At 50.9% G+C, this 16,646-nt stretch carries 16 protein-coding genes; 8 read left to right on the top strand and 8 right to left on the bottom strand.

The window, feature by feature from the left end:
* Positions 1-186 precede the first annotated feature (186 nt).
* The gene (gene mscL / locus HRH59_RS05085; RefSeq protein WP_173500197.1) at positions 187-588 is read right to left on the bottom strand and encodes a large-conductance mechanosensitive channel protein MscL; all 402 of its coding nucleotides are present in this window, start codon (positions 586-588) and stop codon (positions 187-189) included.
* Positions 589-732: 144 nt separating this feature from the next.
* Positions 733-1,419, bottom strand: coding sequence for an RluA family pseudouridine synthase (locus HRH59_RS05080; protein ID WP_173500196.1), 687 nt, complete (start codon positions 1,417-1,419; stop codon positions 733-735).
* Positions 1,420-1,523: 104 nt separating this feature from the next.
* Here HRH59_RS05080 and HRH59_RS05075 point away from each other — a divergent pair, with 104 nt between their 5' ends.
* Together HRH59_RS05075 and HRH59_RS05070 are read left to right on the top strand one after the other, a co-directional pair.
* Positions 1,524-2,198 carry an RluA family pseudouridine synthase gene (locus HRH59_RS05075; RefSeq protein WP_173500195.1) on the top strand — a complete coding sequence of 225 codons (675 nt, stop codon included), beginning with the start codon at positions 1,524-1,526 and terminating at the stop codon, positions 2,196-2,198.
* 93 nt (positions 2,199-2,291) lie between these two features.
* A complete protein-coding gene (locus tag HRH59_RS05070) occupies positions 2,292-3,872 on the top strand; it encodes an L-lactate permease (RefSeq protein ID WP_173500194.1) in 1,581 nt (526 codons plus the stop codon).
* Here the strand turns inward: HRH59_RS05070 and rrtA are convergent.
* Positions 3,858-4,460 carry a rhombosortase gene (gene rrtA, locus HRH59_RS05065; protein ID WP_173500193.1) on the bottom strand — a complete coding sequence of 201 codons (603 nt, stop codon included), beginning with the start codon at positions 4,458-4,460 and terminating at the stop codon, positions 3,858-3,860. The two genes, HRH59_RS05070 and rrtA, sit on opposite strands and share 15 nt — an antisense overlap.
* 193 nt (positions 4,461-4,653) lie before the next feature.
* Here rrtA and ggt point away from each other — a divergent pair, with 193 nt between their 5' ends.
* The gene (gene ggt, locus HRH59_RS05060; RefSeq protein WP_173500192.1) at positions 4,654-6,399 is read left to right on the top strand and encodes a gamma-glutamyltransferase; all 1,746 of its coding nucleotides are present in this window, start codon (positions 4,654-4,656) and stop codon (positions 6,397-6,399) included.
* 24 nt (positions 6,400-6,423) lie between these two features.
* Entirely contained in the window at positions 6,424-7,161 is a 738-nt protein-coding gene (locus tag HRH59_RS05055) for an enoyl-CoA hydratase-related protein (protein WP_173500191.1), read from the top strand.
* Here HRH59_RS05055 and HRH59_RS05050 read toward each other — a convergent pair.
* Positions 7,158-7,601 (bottom strand): hypothetical protein, encoded by a 444-nt coding sequence (locus tag HRH59_RS05050; protein WP_173500190.1) that lies wholly within the window; start codon positions 7,599-7,601, stop codon positions 7,158-7,160. The genes HRH59_RS05055 and HRH59_RS05050 overlap by 4 nt on opposite strands.
* 106 nt (positions 7,602-7,707) lie before the next feature.
* Positions 7,708-8,682 (bottom strand): cysteine synthase A, encoded by a 975-nt coding sequence (gene cysK, locus HRH59_RS05045; protein ID WP_173500189.1) that lies wholly within the window; start codon positions 8,680-8,682, stop codon positions 7,708-7,710.
* A 134-nt stretch (positions 8,683-8,816) separates the two neighbouring features.
* Between cysK and HRH59_RS05040 the strand changes: the two genes are divergently transcribed.
* Entirely contained in the window at positions 8,817-9,662 is an 846-nt protein-coding gene (locus HRH59_RS05040; protein ID WP_173500188.1) for an AAA family ATPase, read from the top strand.
* A gap of 185 nt (positions 9,663-9,847) precedes the next feature.
* Complete coding sequence (locus HRH59_RS05035) at positions 9,848-11,017, top strand: vWA domain-containing protein (protein ID WP_173500187.1); 1,170 nt, start codon at positions 9,848-9,850, stop codon at positions 11,015-11,017.
* 17 nt (positions 11,018-11,034) lie between these two features.
* Here HRH59_RS05035 and HRH59_RS05030 read toward each other — a convergent pair whose 3' ends face one another.
* Positions 11,035-11,847, bottom strand: coding sequence for an HDOD domain-containing protein (locus HRH59_RS05030; protein ID WP_173500186.1), 813 nt, complete (start codon positions 11,845-11,847; stop codon positions 11,035-11,037).
* Positions 11,848-12,085: 238 nt separating this feature from the next.
* Here HRH59_RS05030 and HRH59_RS05025 point away from each other — a divergent pair, with 238 nt between their 5' ends.
* Positions 12,086-13,321, top strand: a complete 1,236-nt coding sequence (locus HRH59_RS05025) for an EAL and HDOD domain-containing protein (protein WP_173500185.1) — start codon at positions 12,086-12,088, stop codon at positions 13,319-13,321.
* A 92-nt stretch (positions 13,322-13,413) separates the two neighbouring features.
* Here the strand turns inward: HRH59_RS05025 and rimO are convergent, their stop codons facing one another.
* Positions 13,414-14,817 carry a 30S ribosomal protein S12 methylthiotransferase RimO gene (gene rimO / locus HRH59_RS05020; protein WP_173500184.1) on the bottom strand — a complete coding sequence of 468 codons (1,404 nt, stop codon included), beginning with the start codon at positions 14,815-14,817 and terminating at the stop codon, positions 13,414-13,416.
* A 188-nt stretch (positions 14,818-15,005) separates the two neighbouring features.
* Between rimO and ahr the strand changes: the two genes are divergently transcribed.
* Complete coding sequence (gene ahr / locus HRH59_RS05015) at positions 15,006-16,007, top strand: NADPH-dependent aldehyde reductase Ahr (protein WP_173500183.1); 1,002 nt, start codon at positions 15,006-15,008, stop codon at positions 16,005-16,007.
* A 48-nt stretch (positions 16,008-16,055) separates the two neighbouring features.
* Here ahr and HRH59_RS05010 read toward each other — a convergent pair whose 3' ends face one another.
* Entirely contained in the window at positions 16,056-16,568 is a 513-nt protein-coding gene (locus tag HRH59_RS05010; protein WP_173500182.1) for a DUF1993 domain-containing protein, read from the bottom strand.
* Positions 16,569-16,646: the final 78 nt, after the last annotated feature.

Below are 16,646 nucleotides of genomic sequence, written 5' to 3'. Positions count from 1 at the left end.
CACCTGCGGCCAGCTAAAGCTGTTCAAATTCGTTCCTGACGAATTTGTCGCCCTAATGCCTGCGGCAGGGCTCAGACACTCTGCGCCGACCAGATCGGGTTTCCGACCTCCTTTCCGGGCGCATCGAACAATAAAAACGTCTCAGCAAGAGACGTTTTTTATGTAACCAATATCACTTAAGCAACGTTACGGCTTTTTCAGCAAATCACGAATTTCCGTCAGTAATTTTACATCCTCCGGTATTTCAGCTACCGCTGCCGGCTTGGTTTCTTCTTTTTTCTTCATCGAGTTCATCGCTTTAACGCCGACAAATACGGCAAAAGCAATAATGATAAAATCAATAATGGTTTGTACAAACATGCCGTACTTAATAACAACTTCGGCATGGGTTTCACTTGCTTGCTGAATTACCACTGCCAAATCGCGAAAGTTAACGCCGCCCAGTAACACGCCAATCGGCGGCATAATAACGTCATTAACAAAAGACGATACAATTTTGCCAAAGGCGGCACCAATAATAATCCCCACCGCCATATCCACCACATTGCCACGCATGGCAAAGGCTTTAAACTCTTGCAGCATACTCATCACAAAGCTCCTGTTTTATTATCGTTATGCACTGCCGGTTTGCTGATATTGCGCCAGTCAGCAGCTTAAAACACTATAGACGGCAAAATACAATTTACCATCACCAGGCAGAGCAATTTTTTGCTGTAACGTCAGGGTTTTAGCTTAGAGATGAAGTTGCCCCGTGGCGCTGACAAAATCGGCATCGGCGCTAAAGTGTAACCGCGTACCGTTGTAGGGTTGGTTAAGCTCAAGGCCGGCGGCATGCAACATCAGTCTTGGCGCTGCGGCTAAGGCTTGTGGTGTGGCGTAAAATGAATCCCCCAAAATAGGGTGACCTAAATGCAGCATATGCATGCGCAGTTGATGTGAGCGGCCGGTTATGGGTTTTAGTTCTACCAAAGCACGGTCGGTCAGCTGTTGCAGCAGTTTAAAATGGGTAACTGCGGTTTTACCGCCCTGGTAGCACACTTTTTGTTTGGGCGGATTACTGCTGTCGGCAAGCAGCGGCACATCAACAACACCTTCGGTTGGCATCAGCGTGCCCCATACCAGTGCCAGGTAGCGTTTACTCACAATACGCTCGGCAAATTGCTGTTTTAGTGCGGCTTCGGCTTTGCGCCGCAGTGCCATTACCACTATACCTGAGGTGGCTAAATCCAGCCGGTGCACCAGTAACGCTTGCGGATACTGCTGCTGCACACGGCTGAGTAAGCAGTCGGCTAAATGTGCACCGCGGCCGGGGTTAGTTAACAGCCCGGCAGGTTTGTTCAGCACAATCAGATCTTTGTCCTGATACAAAATATCCAGCGGGATACCGGTGGGTGGGCGATAAATAAAGGCGTCGGTCATGGCTTGGTAAACTTAGCAATAAAGTGAGTAGCTTAGCTGAATTTACCCGGCAGACGAAGGGCTTTTACGGCATAATAACCGGCGTTTATATTGCGGAGAGTGTTATGAGTAACAGTGTTGAAGACCTGGCGGTACTACCGGCCAGCAGTGAGCCATACCAAATAGTGTATGAAGACGATGTACTGCTGGTGGTAAATAAACCGGCAAAACTGTTAACGGTACCCGGCCGCCATCCGCAAAATCAGGATTGCCTGATCCGTCGCGTGCAGCGCGAATTTCCTTTTGCTGAGGTAGTACACCGGCTGGATTATGATACCTCGGGGCTGTTGGTATTACCGCTGACCAAACGGGTGTTGTCGGATATCAGCAAGCAGTTTCAGGCCCGCAGTGTCACTAAACATTATGTGGCGCTGGTTGAGGGTAAGTTGGCTAAAGCCAAAGGTGTTATCGACTTACCGCTGGCCGCTGACGAGCAGCAGCGGCCATTGTATAAAGTATGTCAGCAACAGGGGAAGCCGTCGCAAACCCGCTATCAGTTGCTCAGTTATAACAGTGCTGCCAATCAAAGCCGTGTGCAGTTGGAACCGGTGACCGGCCGCTCGCACCAGCTGCGGGTGCATATGTTGGCGCTGGGCCACGCCATGCTGGGTGATACTTTGTACGCGCCGGCAGATGTCGCGGCAAAGAGCCCGCGCTTAATGTTGCATGCAGAATATATCCGTTTTGTGCATCCGCTAAGTCGTGCAGTACTGGAGTTTACTGTAGCAGCACCGTTTTAAGCCGGAACACCTGCCGGGAGTTGTTGTCGCGGTAGTTGCACTTTCATTGTCAGAAGCCATAGTTACAGCGATCAGCCGGTAGCAGGAGCAAGGATGAGCACACTTCAGTTAATCACCGCTTTGATGCCGCTGCTCAGCGTGTTTACCTTGTTAGTGTTATGTCGTTTACCGGCACGCAAGGCCATGCCGCTTAGCCTGGTTTGCACAGCCGTGTTGGCATACTTTGTGTGGCAAATGCCACTGTTGCAGCTAAGTGCAGCGATAGCAGAGGGGCTGATAATAGCGCTGACTATCCTCTGGATTGTGTTTGGGGCCATTTTGCTGCTTAAGGTGTTGCAACAAACCGGTGCCATTGACCGTATTAAACAAGGTTTCAGCCGCATCAGCAGCGATAAGCGGGTGCAGTTGATCATTATTGCCTGGTTGTTTGGCAGCTTTTTGGAGGGGGCAGCCGGCTTCGGTACTCCGGCGGCAATAGCGGCACCGTTATTGGTGGCGCTGGGCTTTAGCCCATTGGCGGCGGTGGTATTGGCATTAATTGCTGACTCCAGTGCGGTGTCTTTTGGTGCGGTGGGCACCCCGGTACTGGTAGGGTTGGCGCAGGGCACACCGGGTATTACGCCGGCAGAGTTGCAACAGGTGGCAGTGTTGGCCATCAGTATCGATATTATGGTGGCCTCCGTGCTGCCGCTGATTATGTGTGTATTGTATTGCCGCTTTTTCAGCGCGGTGCAAAGCTGGCGCGCCGGTTTTGCTATGGCTCCCTTTGCGCTGTTAAGCGGTCTGGCGTTTACGCTGCCAGCCTATATGGTGGCGCTGTTGTTGGGGCCTGAGTTTCCCTCTGTGCTGGGTGCGTTAATTGGTTTGGCGGTAGTGTGTACTATGGCCAAACGAAACATCTTATTACCGCCGCCATCTGAACCGGCAACAGTACCTGCTGTTACGTTAAGCCGCGCAGAGCCCGGCCTGCTGTGGGCCTGGTTGCCTTATATTATCGTGGCGCTGTTGCTGGTGCTGAGCCGGATACCGCAGTTACCCTTTAAAGCGGCATTACAAAGCGTCAGTGTAAGTTGGTCGGACATTTTCGGCTCAGCTATTTCCGTTAGCGTAACGCCGTTATATTTGCCGGGCAGCTTATTTGTTTTTACTGCGCTTATAGCGATATTGTTGCTGCGCGGCAGCGCGCAGCAACTGAAAACCGCCGTTCAACAAAGCAGTACTATGCTGTGGCCGTCTTTTATTGCCCTGGCTGCGGCGGTGCCGATGGTAAGGATCTTTTTGCATTCAGACATTAACAACGCAGGTTTAACGGCTATGCCGCTGGCATTAGCGCAGTTGGCAGCGTTACAGCTAACTGATGTTTGGTTGCTGATGGCACCGTTAGTCGGCGCGCTGGGCTCTTTTATTGCCGGCTCGGCAACCTTCTCCAATTTAATGTTTGCCAGCTTTCAGCAAGCCATGGCAACCGATGCCGGTCTGGACGGGCACTTAGTGCTGGCGCTGCAAATGCTGGGCGCTAATGCCGGTAATATGATTTGTGTGGTTAATGTAGTGGCAGCGGCCAGTGTGGTTGGTTTGAATGGCCGTGAAGGTGAAATTATCCGTTATACCCTGGCGCCGATGCTGTACTACTGCCTGAGCGCCAGCCTGATAGCCTGGTTATTTTTTCTTTAACCGTGCCAGCGCAATAGCGGTCATGCCAATAACAAGGCCGCTGAGCAAGCCATATAAATGGGCATCAATGGCAACGTCGGCATTAATAAGTGCTGCCAATCCGGCATCCGGCCCGTGCCATTGCTCCCACAGCACTTTGCCAATCAGCCCCGCCAGCAGCAACCAGCCGGTAGTAAGTTTACGCTGAATATCCTGCAATGCGCCCAGTGTCAGCATGGCATGCAGTAAGCCGGACAGACCAACATAGATATGTAGTTGCGGGCTAAAATAATACAACGCCAAACTGATAGCCAGCGCACTTAGCAGCCAGCTGAGCACGCGTTGGCGATAATCGCTGTAGACACCATGCAGCAGCATGGCCAGTAATAAACCGCCCTGGTTCATCAGCAAATGCCAGTAATTTGAATGTAACAAATGGCCGCTGAACAAGCGCCAGTACTCACCCAAGGCAATAGCATCGCGATGGTACTGCAGCAGTTGCTGCCAGCTGTGCGGCAACAGTGCCAACAATGCTATAACCGCGCTGAGCAGCAGATATGGCCAATAACGGGGTGGCAAAGTAAACGGAGCAGGCAAAGTCAGTGTCATCCGGTAAGTATTCAGGGGCCTATGCAAAACGATCCGCCGCTTTTGGTCAAGTGAAATCTGTACTGCTGCACGGCTCTGCCGGTTTAAACGGCAGACGGGCGAGCCGGGCAGACCAGTGGCGCCCTGGTATATTGATCTTAAGCGGCTAACCGGGTAGGGTGTAATCACTTAGCTATTATCAGATATATTTACTATGCATGTTGCCTCGTTACTGTATCGCGCTGTCGTTGTGCTGGGCGGTTTTACCTTTTTTACTGTAGCTGCCCAGCAGGAAACCCGTGAGCCGGAAGCGGCTACCGGTATTTATCAGCAACAGTTAGTCAATGCGAAAGAGTACATGGTGGCAGCGGCTCATCCGCTGGCAACAGAAGCCGGCCGCGCGGTATTAGCCAAAGGCGGCAGTGCGGTAGATGCAGCTATAGCCACTCAACTGATGCTGGGGCTGGTGGAGCCACAAAGCTCCGGTATTGGCGGTGGTGCTTTTATGTTGCACTGGCAGGCCAAACAGCAACAGCTTACGACCTTTGATGGCCGTGAAACCGCTCCGGCTAATGCCACGCCGCTGTTATTTACAGAACAAGGCAAGCCAATGAACTGGCGCGAAGCCTATGTTGGCGGTAAGTCGGTTGGCGTGCCGGGTGTTGTGGCTTTACTGGCTGAAGCGCACCGGCAATACGGCAAGTTGCCCTGGGCTGAGTTGTTTACGGATACCATCAAGACTGCAGAGCATGGCTTTGCGGTATCTTCGCGTACCGCAAACCAACTGGCAAAAGGCTGGAACAAAGGTATAGCGCAATTTTATGATAGTAAACAGTATTTTATGCCCAACGGTCAACCATTGGTTGAGGGCAGCTTGCTGAAAAATTCTGCCTATGCCACCACACTTAAAGCGATTGCCGCGCAGGGGCCGGAAGCGTTTTACCGCGGTGAACTGGCCAAAGCCATCAGCGAGCGGGTACAAACAGCGCCGGTGAACCCCGGCACATTGAGCGTTGAAGATTTAGCCAACTATAAGGTATTGCAGCGGGATGCGGTGTGCATACCCTATCGTGTCTACAGAGTGTGTGGTATGGCGCCACCCAGCTCCGGTGGTATAGCGGTGCTGCAAATGCTGGGTATACTGCAGCAGTATAATTTAAGCCGGGTGGCACCGGACAGTGTGCAGGCTACTCATGTGTTGGCACAGGCTGCAAAACTGGCCTTTGCCGACAGGGAGCGTTACCTGGCCGACCCGGCTTTTGTGCCGGTGCCGGTAGAGGGAATGCTGGCGCCGGACTACCTGGCGCAGCGGGCGAAATTAATTGATTTAAGCAAAGCCGGCACAGTAGCACAAGCTGGCACGCCAACAGGCGCACCGGCGTTGCTGCCGGCCGTATCGCCGGAGCTACCCAACACCAGCCATTTTTCTATTGTAGATAGCGACGGCAATGCGGTAAGCATGACAACCAGTATTGAAAATGTATTTGGCTCCGGGTTAATGGTAGGCGGTTTTTTACTGAATAATCAGCTGACCGATTTTAGCTTAAGCCCGGAAATTGACGGCTATCTGGTGGCAAACCGGGTAGAGGGCGGTAAAAGGCCACGCTCGTCGATGGCACCTATGATGGTGTTCGATGCCAATAATCAACTGAAGTTGGTAATAGGTTCACCCGGTGGCAGTCGTATTATTAACTATGTTGCGCAAAGTATTGTTGCGGTGCTGGACTGGCAGTTGAATGTACAGCAAGCATTGAATTTGCCGCGTATCACCCATCGCAATGATTATCTGGCGCTGGAAAAGGGCACTGCGCTGGCGCAGCAACAAGCGGTGCTGGAAGATATGGGCTACAAAGTACAATTACAGGATTTAAACAGCGGCCTGCATGCCATTATGGTGACGGAGACAGGCTTGCAAGGTGCCGCCGATCCGCGCCGTGAAGGCAGTGTAGCGGGCCAGTGATCAGGGATTAATCAGGGAATAAGCATGAGTGATATTGTACTGCAGCGCCACGACAAGGTGCTGCAAATCGGCCTGAACCGGCCGGCGAAGAAAAACGCGTTAAGCCAGCAGATGTATCGTGAGTTAACAGCAGCTTTGGCGCAGGCGGCAACAGATAACAGTATTAATGTGGTGTTGCTGCAGGGCAGTGATAATTGCTTTAGTGCCGGTAACGATTTACAGGATTTTCTCGGCGCCGGTGAATTAAATGCACAGCACCCGACGGTGCAGTTTTTGTATCAGCTGGCGCAATTCCCCAAGCCCATAGTGGCGGCGGTAGCCGGGCTGGCAATTGGTATCGGTACCACGGCTTTACTGCATTGTGACCTGGTGTATGCTGCAGACAACAGCCGGTTTCAGTTGCCGTTTACAAAGCTGGGCTTATGTCCGGAGGCCGGCTCCAGTGTACTGCTGCCTAATTTAGCCGGTTACCAGCGCGCGGCGCAGTATTTATTGCTCGGTGAAGCTTTTGACGCAGCACAAGCAGAGCAAATGGGGCTGGTGAATCAGGTAGTTGGCCAGCATGACGTATTGAGCTTAGCGCTGGAAAAAGCCACCGCGCTGGCCGCATTGCCGGCAGATGCGGTGCAAAGCAGTAAGGCGCTGTTAAAGCCGCAACAGAGCATGACCTTGCAAACCATTGCTAATGAGTTAGTGCAGTTTCAGCGCTTACTAAACGGCGCAGAGTGTCAGCAGCGTATCGCGGCGTTCTTTCAGCGTTAACGGGCACTGCTGGCAAACTTGTCTACTTTAACGGCCTGTACTACCCAGCGGCTGCCGTCTTTAACCATCTCGACTACCCGCAGCTCGTCGACTTGTTTGCCGTCATGCTGGCCGGTAAGCAGCAACGTAATATCGGCGCGGTTATCATATTGTTCGCGTAAATTACCGCCGCTGCGGTTTACGCGAATATCCACCTGATCAAATGACATATTCATTAAGGTACGGCCAACCTGACGCACTGTGCCGTACGACTCCATTAAATCGGCATAGTCTTTGGTACACAGCTGTTTGGCTTTGTTTAAGTCCTTTTCGTTGTACAGCGCATGAAAAAACTCTGTGGCTATATACTCCGGCGTGCCCCATTGAGCATTAACTTTAGGGCTGTCATCGCTGCAGGCAGCCAACAATAAAAATAACGGTAGCCAAAAATAGAGTTTCATCAGTACAACCCGGTTGCTAAATACGCCACTCAGTGTGGAACCTTTTCGCCTTACTGTAAAGTAAAAGGGCTGCATATGCAGCCCTTTATTGTATATAAGCGGTTGATTAAGGTTGTAATTCCTGCTCGGTAAACACCTCAGCAAATAACGGGCTGGTTAAATAGCGCTCGGCGGCGCTGGCCAGAATAACCACGATATTTTTGCCGGCGTTTTCCGGTTTGGCTGCCAGGCGTTGAGCTGCAACCAGGGCGGCACCGGACGAAATACCAGCCAGAATACCTTCTTCGCGCATTAAACGCAGGGCGCCGGCAATGGCTTCTTCGCTGCTGACGCGTTCAACGGCATCCACCACGGCTAAATCCAGGTTACCCGGAATAAAACCGGCACCAATGCCCTGAATTTTATGCGGGCCGGGTTTTAATTCTTCACCGGCTTTGGCCTGAGTGATCACCGGGGATTCTGCCGGCTCTACTGCCACGCTTAACAGCGGCAGCTTCTTCTCGTTTTTCAGATAACGGCTAACACCGGTGATGGTACCGCCGGTGCCGACCCCGGCGATAAAGATATCCACTTTACCGTCTAAATCATTAAAAATTTCCGGCCCGGTGGTATCAAAGTGAATTTGCGGGTTAGCCGGGTTTTCAAACTGGCCCAAAATTAAATATTTATCCGGGTTAGATGCCTGAATTTCTTTGGCTTTCTCAATAGCACCTTTCATACCCTTAGGGCCTTCGGTCAGCACTAAATTGGCACCTAAGGCTTTTAACAGCTTGCGCCGCTCTAAGCTCATGGTGGCCGGCATAGTTAATGTGAGTTTATAACCACGGCTGGCAGCAACAAACGCCAGGGCGATACCGGTATTGCCCGAGGTTGGCTCGACAATTTCTTTCTCTGCCGTTAAGGTACCTTTTTTCTCGGCATCCCAAATCAGCGCGGCGCCCAAACGGCACTTTACGCTGAAGCTGGGGTTACGCGCTTCAATCTTGGCGTAAACATTAGCGCCGCCTTCAATGGTGCGGTTTAATTTGACCAGCGGGGTGCGGCCGATAGACAATGAGTTGTCTGCATAGACGTTTGCCATAAAAAAACTCCGTTTACGATAAATTGGTTATAAGAATACGCCAGCGTGGCAAAAATTACAGTAGCTTTTGGCTATAAGATATTACGTTTCACCACAACAGCGTTGGGTTTGAATACTAAACATAGAGGGGACTTATGGCCTTTGTAAGCACCGATAACTATATCGTGTCTGATGAACTGGCATTAGCGGTAAATGCCGCGGTAACGCTGGAAAAGCCGCTGCTGATAAAAGGCGAGCCGGGCACCGGTAAAACACGGCTGGCCGAAGAGCTTGCGGTAAGCCTCGGTACAGAGCTTATTCAGTGGCATATAAAATCGACCACCAAGGCGCAGCATGGCCTGTACGAGTACGATGCGGTATCGCGCCTGCGCGACAGCCAGCTGGGCAGCGACAAGGTGCACGATATCAATAACTATATCCGGCCGGGGAAATTGTGGCAGGCGTTCACCGCTGTTAAACGCCCGGTACTGCTGATAGACGAAATAGACAAAGCCGATATTGAATTTCCTAACGATTTACTGCACGAGCTGGATCGGATGGCATTTTACGTGCACGAAACCGGCGAGCAGATAAGCGCGGCTGAGCGGCCGATAGTGATCATTACCTCAAACAATGAAAAAGAGCTGCCGGATGCGTTTTTGCGCCGCTGCTTTTTTCACTATATCCGCTTTCCGGATGCCGGTACCTTGCGCGCTATTGTCGCGGTACATTACCCACATATTCAGCAGCAGTTGTTGAGCACGGCGTTAGAGGTGTTCTTTGAACTGCGTGAGTTGCCGGGGTTAAAGAAAAAGCCATCCACCTCAGAGCTGCTCGACTGGTTAAAGTTGTTGCTGGCCGAAGATATTCCGGCAGAAGTATTAACCGACAAACAGCAAAAAGGCGGCTTAATGCCGATGTTTGGTGCCTTGCTTAAAAACGAGCAAGATGTAGCCTTAGTAGAAAAACTGGCGTTTTTGGCGAAAAGGCAGGGGCGATAGAGGATGTTTGCGTCAGGAGTTTTATTCGCCGGGGTCGGCTCTGGCAATCATGCCAGCGAAGGATCAGAACCTTGTTTCGGTCGGCACAGAGTGTCTGAGCGAGGGCGCCAGCCCGAACGAGTTGCTGTGACGAGCCGGGGCAAGTGTTGTGAGCCGCAGCGGGAACAATACTGCGGAGCCGGCACATGCTAATTGACTTCTTTTTTACGCTGCGCAAATACGGCTTAAAAACCAGCATTACCGAACTGCTGGATTTACTTAATGCGTTAAAACAACAGGTGATTTTCGCCGACACCGAAGCCTTTTATCAGCTGTCCAGGCTATGTCTGGTAAAAGATGAAACCCAATACGATAAATTCGACCGCGCCTTTGCTGATTACTTTGAGGGTGTCGCGCAGGTGGATATCGCCGCCAGCATACCGCCGGAATGGCTGGTGCCGGACGTGCTGCGTAAACTCAGCGAGGAAGACAAGGCCAAGCTGCAGGCATTAGGCGGGCTGGATAAACTGCTGCAAACATTGCGTGAACGCTTGGCTGAGCAGCAAAAAAAGCACAGCGGCGGTAATAAATGGATTGGCACCGGCGGCACTTCACCTTTTGGCGCTTATGGTTATAACCCAGAGGGTGTGCGTATTGGCCAGCAGGGCAGTGGCGCGCGCCGTGCGGTAAAGGTGTGGGATAAACGCGAGTTTAAAGACCTGGACACCGACAGCGAACTTAACAACCGCAGTATTAAACTGGCACTGAAACAGCTGCGTAAATTTGCCCGCAGCGGCGCCGAGACCGAGCTGGATTTACATGGCACCATTCAGGCCACTTCAGAGCAAGCCGGGTGGCTGGATCTACGCTTTATGCGCGAGCGGCACAACGCCATTAAGTTGCTGGTTTTTTTTGATGTGGGCGGCTCAATGGATGACCATATTGAGCAGTGCCAAAAGCTATTCGCAGCGGTAAAAACCGAATTTAAACACCTGGAGTTTTTCTACTTTCATAACTGCGTGTATGAAGGTGTGTGGCGCGATAATAAACGCCGTTACACTGAGCAGATTAAAACCGACGATATTATTCATACCTACGGTAGCGACTATAAGCTGATCTTTGTCGGTGATGCCACTATGGGGCCGTATGAGATTGAGTACCCCGGTGGTAGTGTGGAGCATTTTAACGAGCAGCCGGGCAAAGTCTGGCTGCAGCGTTTGCTCACGCAATATCCTAAAGCAGTGTGGTTAAACCCCCAGCCACAGCCGTGGTGGGGGCACTATTATTCCATTGGCATGATCGGGCAAATCATGCAAAAGCGTATGTATGCCCTGACGTTGGACGGCTTAAATCATGCTATTAAAGCGCTGTTATAACACTATTTCTGCTTAGGCTAATTTAAGAATTCTTCAATACCTTCATCTAAATCCGGCACGTTTTCCAGTTTGGTAAACATATCTGACAATGTCAGATGCATGGCATGCAGCAGTTTAGCTGGGAAGTCATCAAAATTGCCTTCGGCAATTTTATTTTCGTTGTCCAGCATGTGGTGCCCCAGATGAACACAAGCGGCATAGGGTGATAACCCGGGTGCTGCCAGAGGGCTTTCCTGGTACTGAATGGCCCGAACTATCTCTTGTGGAAAAAACCAATGATCAGCCAGAGCAGCGCCAGCTTGGGTGTAGTCGAAGCCCAGTAATTGCTGCTCTACACGAGAGCGGCTTTCACCGATTTCGACTCTTTTGTCGATTGTAATCGCGTCTTCCGGCCTGATTAAATGGATAAGGTATTCACCAATCGCGTATAACAAGCCACAGGTATAAGCCAGTTCGGCATCTATTTTTAACGACTTAGCTAACCATTTACAGCGGTTGGCCATTTTAAATGACTTTATCCAGAATGCCTGAATATCGAAAGCGGCCGGACCGTTTAAAGCAGACGTAAAGCCGATTGACAGCACCAGAGTGCGTAAAGAGTTAAAGCCCAGTACAAGTACGGCGTCTTTAACAGAGCCCACTTTACGATGACCACCGTAGCGCACAGAGTTCGCCATACGGAGAACTTTAGCGGTTAGCGCCTGATCATTACTTAAGATAGCGGCAATATGGCCACCGGTGATATCCGGGGTGTTAAAGCTGGCAATCAACTCTTGTACTACTTTGGGTATACTGGGTAAGTTTGTTGCTTTTTCAATTAGTTGCTTCATTGTTACACTCGGGTATATAGGGTTAACATTGCTGGCGTACTTTATCTGAGCAGTATAAACATAGTTCAGACTTTTGTGTTGATATTGTTTTATAACAAAAAAACGGCTGTGTGCTGTTTTGTCTGTTGCCAGAGCAGGCGCAGCGACGGCTTTGCCGGTTGCCCGCTACTGGACAGCAAGCCTTGCCGGCTTTATATTGGCCGCGTTTAGCGAAATTGTATTGTTGTAAGGAACGGATTTGACCCGCCAAACCATGGAAATCGACAAAACCACTAACATACAGCAACTGTATGCCGCCCAACCCATTTTTGACCGCAAGCAAAAGCGCTTTGGCGTGGTGTTGCTTAACCGCAGTGGCGCCGGAGTCAGTGCACTGCAACTTAGTGATGCCGGACTTAGCGATGCTCAGCTTAAACAATATTGCGACGATATTCGTGTGCAAAGTGCGTTGTACAAGGCGCCATTGTTTATCACCGTTACCGCCGACTTTGTTTTATCCGGCCGTGCCTTGCAGCTTTTGCCGGACACTGTGGTACTGGAGCCGGTTATTCCGCCGCAACCGGATGCAAGCTATATTGCCTCGCTAAAGGCGTTGAAGCATCGGGGCTTCAGGCTGGCACTGCACGATGTGGCGCTGACAGATGCCATACTGGCGTTGTTGCCGCTGGCGGATATTATCCGGCTGGATGTGGTAAACAGCAGCCTGGCCGATACTGAGCGCTATAAAACACAATTTGGCCGTGCCGGCTTGTTATGGTTGGCCGGACCGGTGGAAACAGAGCAGCAGTTTGCTCTTTTTAAAGCGTTGGGCTGTGATTTATTTCAGGGCTATTTTTTAACCAAAGCACTGTTGGTGGCCGGTAAGAAAATTGAGCCAGGCGCTCTTAAAGTAGCAGAGATCATCAGCTGCTTGTTTGCCGCCGAGCCGGATATTACGCAGTTATCGCTGCTGCTGAAAAACGAACCGAATATAGTGATGGGCTTGCTGAAAATTGCCAACAGCCCGTTATATCGTAAAACGCGCGCCGTCAGTTCTGTTAAAGAAACGGTGACCCGGCTTGGCCTGGAATTAACACGTAAATGGCTGTTGATGTGTGCAGTACTCACTGGCACTTCACCGGCGGCAGCCATTACTGTATTAACCCGCGCCTACAGCGCTCAACATATCGCGCAGCAGTGGCAGCTAAGTGCGAACCAGTGCCAGCAGTATTTCTTGGCTGCACTTATCTCAGGTTCAGATCTGTTGTTTGATATACCGCCTGAAGAGTTTGTCCGTCATGTCAATCTGCATAAAGACATTAAAGCGGCGATCAGCGCTAATCGCGGCCGGATGGCCGGCGCTCTGGCGATAGTGCGCAGCATAGAACGGGGCTATGCGTTAAAACTGGCCGCCAGTGACACAGAGCTGCCGTATATCGCGCTGTATAACCAGCAGTTGTCTGATGTGCAGCAACGCTTGCTGGCATTGGAATAGTGGCCGGCACAGACAGGAAAAAGGCAGCTGACGCTGCCTTTTTCATTTAACTACAACCTCACTATAGCAGCACTCTGGCTGCACTATAGCCGTTATTCCGCCAGCGAGGCCCATAAGTCGTATTCATCGGCTTCATCGACTACGGCATCGATAATATCGCCTGGTTTAACACCGGTTAAGCCGTTTAAGTACACGGCACCGTCAATTTCCGGGGCATCGGCGAAGCTTCGGCCAATAGCACCTTCGTCGTCTACTTCGTCTATCAGCACTTTAATGGTTTTGCCAATTTTTGCCTGTAGCCGCGCGGTACTGATAGCTTGTTGGGTTTGCATAAAGCGGTGGTAGCGCTGTTCCATTACGTCTTCCGGTACCGGGTCGGCTAACTCGTTAGCTTTGGCGCCTTCTACCGGGCTGTATTTAAAACAGCCGACACGGTCCAGTTGGGCTTCTTGCAACCAGTCGAGCAGCATTTGGAAGTCTTCCTCGGTTTCCCCCGGGAAGCCGACTATAAAGGTGGAGCGAATGGTTAGCTCAGGGCAAATCTCGCGCCATTTTTTAATCCGCTCTAATACGCGATCGGCTTGGCCCGGTCGTTTCATCAGCTTTAAAATACGCGGGCTGGCATGCTGAAACGGGATATCTAAATACGGTAGTACCTTACCCTGTGCCATCAACGGGATAATGTCGTCTACGTGCGGGTAGGGGTAAACATAGTGCAGGCGCACCCAAATACCCATTTCGCCCAAAGCTTCACACAGCGACTGCATCGAGGTTTTTACCGGCGAACCGTTCCAAAAGCCGGTGCGGTGTTTTACATCAACGCCATAAGCACTGGTGTCCTGGGAAATAATCAGCAGCTCTTTTACACCGGCATTTTTCAGGCGCTGTGCTTCATCCAATACTTCACCTACCGGGCGGCTGACTAAATCGCCGCGCATTGACGGAATAATGCAGAAGGTACAGCGGTGGTTACAGCCCTCTGAAATTTTTAAGTAAGCATAATGCTTCGGTGTTAATTTTACGCCATGGTCCGGCACCAGCATGGTGAACGGGTCGTATTTGGGCTTAGGCACATATTCATGCACCTGCTTTAATACGTTTTCATAACTGTGCGGGCCGGTAATGCCCAGTACATTGGGGTGTACCTGGCGTATTTCATCTTCGCGGGCGCCCAAACAGCCGGTAACAATAACCTTGCCGTTTTCAGCCAGAGCTTCACCGATGGTTTCCAACGACTCCTGCACAGCGCTGTCGATAAAACCACAGGTGTTTACAATCACCAGTTCGGCATCATCGTATGTTGGCACTATGTTGTAACCCTCAGCTTTTAGCTGAGTCAGTATACGCTCTGAATCCACCAGATTTTTCGGACAGCCTAAGCTGACAAAACCAATGGTATTGCCTTTGCTGCTGCCGGTTGTAGCCTGTTGATTCAGGCTTTTGGCTGCGGTATCCAAAGTGGTGGTTTGTGTCGGGTCAAAGGTCTGTACTGTCATAGTGTCTCTTAAAGTCGGCTTAGCCTGAAAAAAGTCGGCGGATTATACCTGAAAGCGACAGAAGAAACAGGTGTGGCTGTATAAAAAACAAGCAGGGTTGATTATTTCTCAGCACAGTTGCAGATCTGGTTAATACTGTTAGCTGTATAGCTAACATTAATGGATAAATTAACTACGCAGGAGAGGATATGATCAACGCTTATGCTGCACTTGAAGCCGGCGGAAAACTGGTGCCCTGGCAATATAAACCCGGCACATTGGGCCGCGACGAGGTAGAGATTGAGGTGGATTACTGCGGGATCTGCCACTCAGATGTGTCGATGCTGAATAATGAATGGGGTATGTCTGCTTACCCGTTGGTCGCCGGCCATGAAGTGGTAGGCCGCATCAGTGCGGTGGGAGAGGCGGTGAGCCATTTTAAAACCGGCCAGGTGGTAGGTTTGGGGTGGCATTCAGATTACTGCAAAGTGTGCGCCAGCTGTGGCAGTGGCGACCATAACCTGTGTAGCAAAGCCCAGGGCACTATTGTTAGCCGCCATGGTGGTTTTGCTGACAAAGTCCGTGCTAATGCTGCCAGCGTCGTTGCACTACCAAAAGGTATGGATGCAAAAACCGCCGGCCCGCTATTTTGCGGCGGTATTACTGTATTTAACCCGCTGGTGCAGTTTGATATCAAGCCCACCGATAAAGTCGCGGTTATTGGTATTGGTGGCCTGGGTCATATCGCCTTGCAGTTTTTGCGGGCCTGGGGCTGTAATGTTACGGCTTTTACCTCCAGTGACAGTAAAACTCAGGAGGCCAAAGCGTTGGGGGCGCATCAGTGTATTAACTCACGTAACAGTGCTGAGATAGAGCAGGCAGCAGGGCGCTTTGATTTAATTATCTCGACGGTGAATGTCACGTTGGACTGGAATTTATATTTATCGACGTTAAAGCCGAAGGGCCGCTTACACTTTGTCGGCGCTACATTAGAGCCGTTAAATATCGGCGTGTTTGGCCTGATTATGGCGCAGCGCAGTGTGTCCGGCTCACCGGTTGGCAGCCCGGCGACGATTACCAAGATGCTTGAGTTTGCCGTGCAACACAATATTAAACCGGTAGTGGAAATGTTTAAATTTGAGCAAATAAACGAAGCACTGGATCATTTAAAAAGCGGTAACGCCCGTTATCGCATAGTGTTACAGCGCTGAGTATCAAAGCAAAACGCCGGTTTTTCAGCCCGGCGTTTTGCTTGTGCGTTACACTTTATATGGCATAGCGCCAAGGTAATCTTTTTTACCCACATCGACACCGTTATGGCGCAAAATGGCATAAGCGGTGGTGATGTGGAAATAGATATTCGGCAGCACATGCTGTATTAAAAACTCTTGCCCGGTCAGGTATTTACCTTCCCAACGCGGCTGGCTGATTTTTTGTGTGGCGGCATCAGCAAAATCGGCGGCACTGAATGTGGCCAAATAAGCTTGAGTGTCGCTGATGCGTTGCTTTAACTCCGCCAGCGTGGTTTCGTCATCGGCATGTTTCGGTGCGCTGTCCACGTTATTGGTTAAGCGTGCGGCGCCAAGCTTGGCGGTGTCACAGGCAATTTGTACCTGACGGATAAGGTTAAATTGATCCGGTGCCAGCCTGGCGTTTAACAGTACCGCCATCTCTACTTTTTTGCTGTCGGCAAAGGCGGCGCCTTTATCCAGAATATGCTGTAAGTTTTGTAGCATTTTGCTCATTTGTTCGATGCTGAGTTGATAAAACATAGTTTGGCCCTCTGGCTCGGTTGATAAAACATCTGGTTGCTGAGTTTGGGGTGATTGCCGCGGCTGACAATGGGGGCG

The sequence above is a fragment of the Rheinheimera lutimaris genome, assembly GCF_013283795.1.
In the GTDB taxonomy this organism is placed as follows: Bacteria; Pseudomonadota; Gammaproteobacteria; order Enterobacterales; family Alteromonadaceae; genus Alishewanella; species Alishewanella lutimaris.
This window is presented reverse-complemented; position numbering and strand designations above follow the sequence as displayed.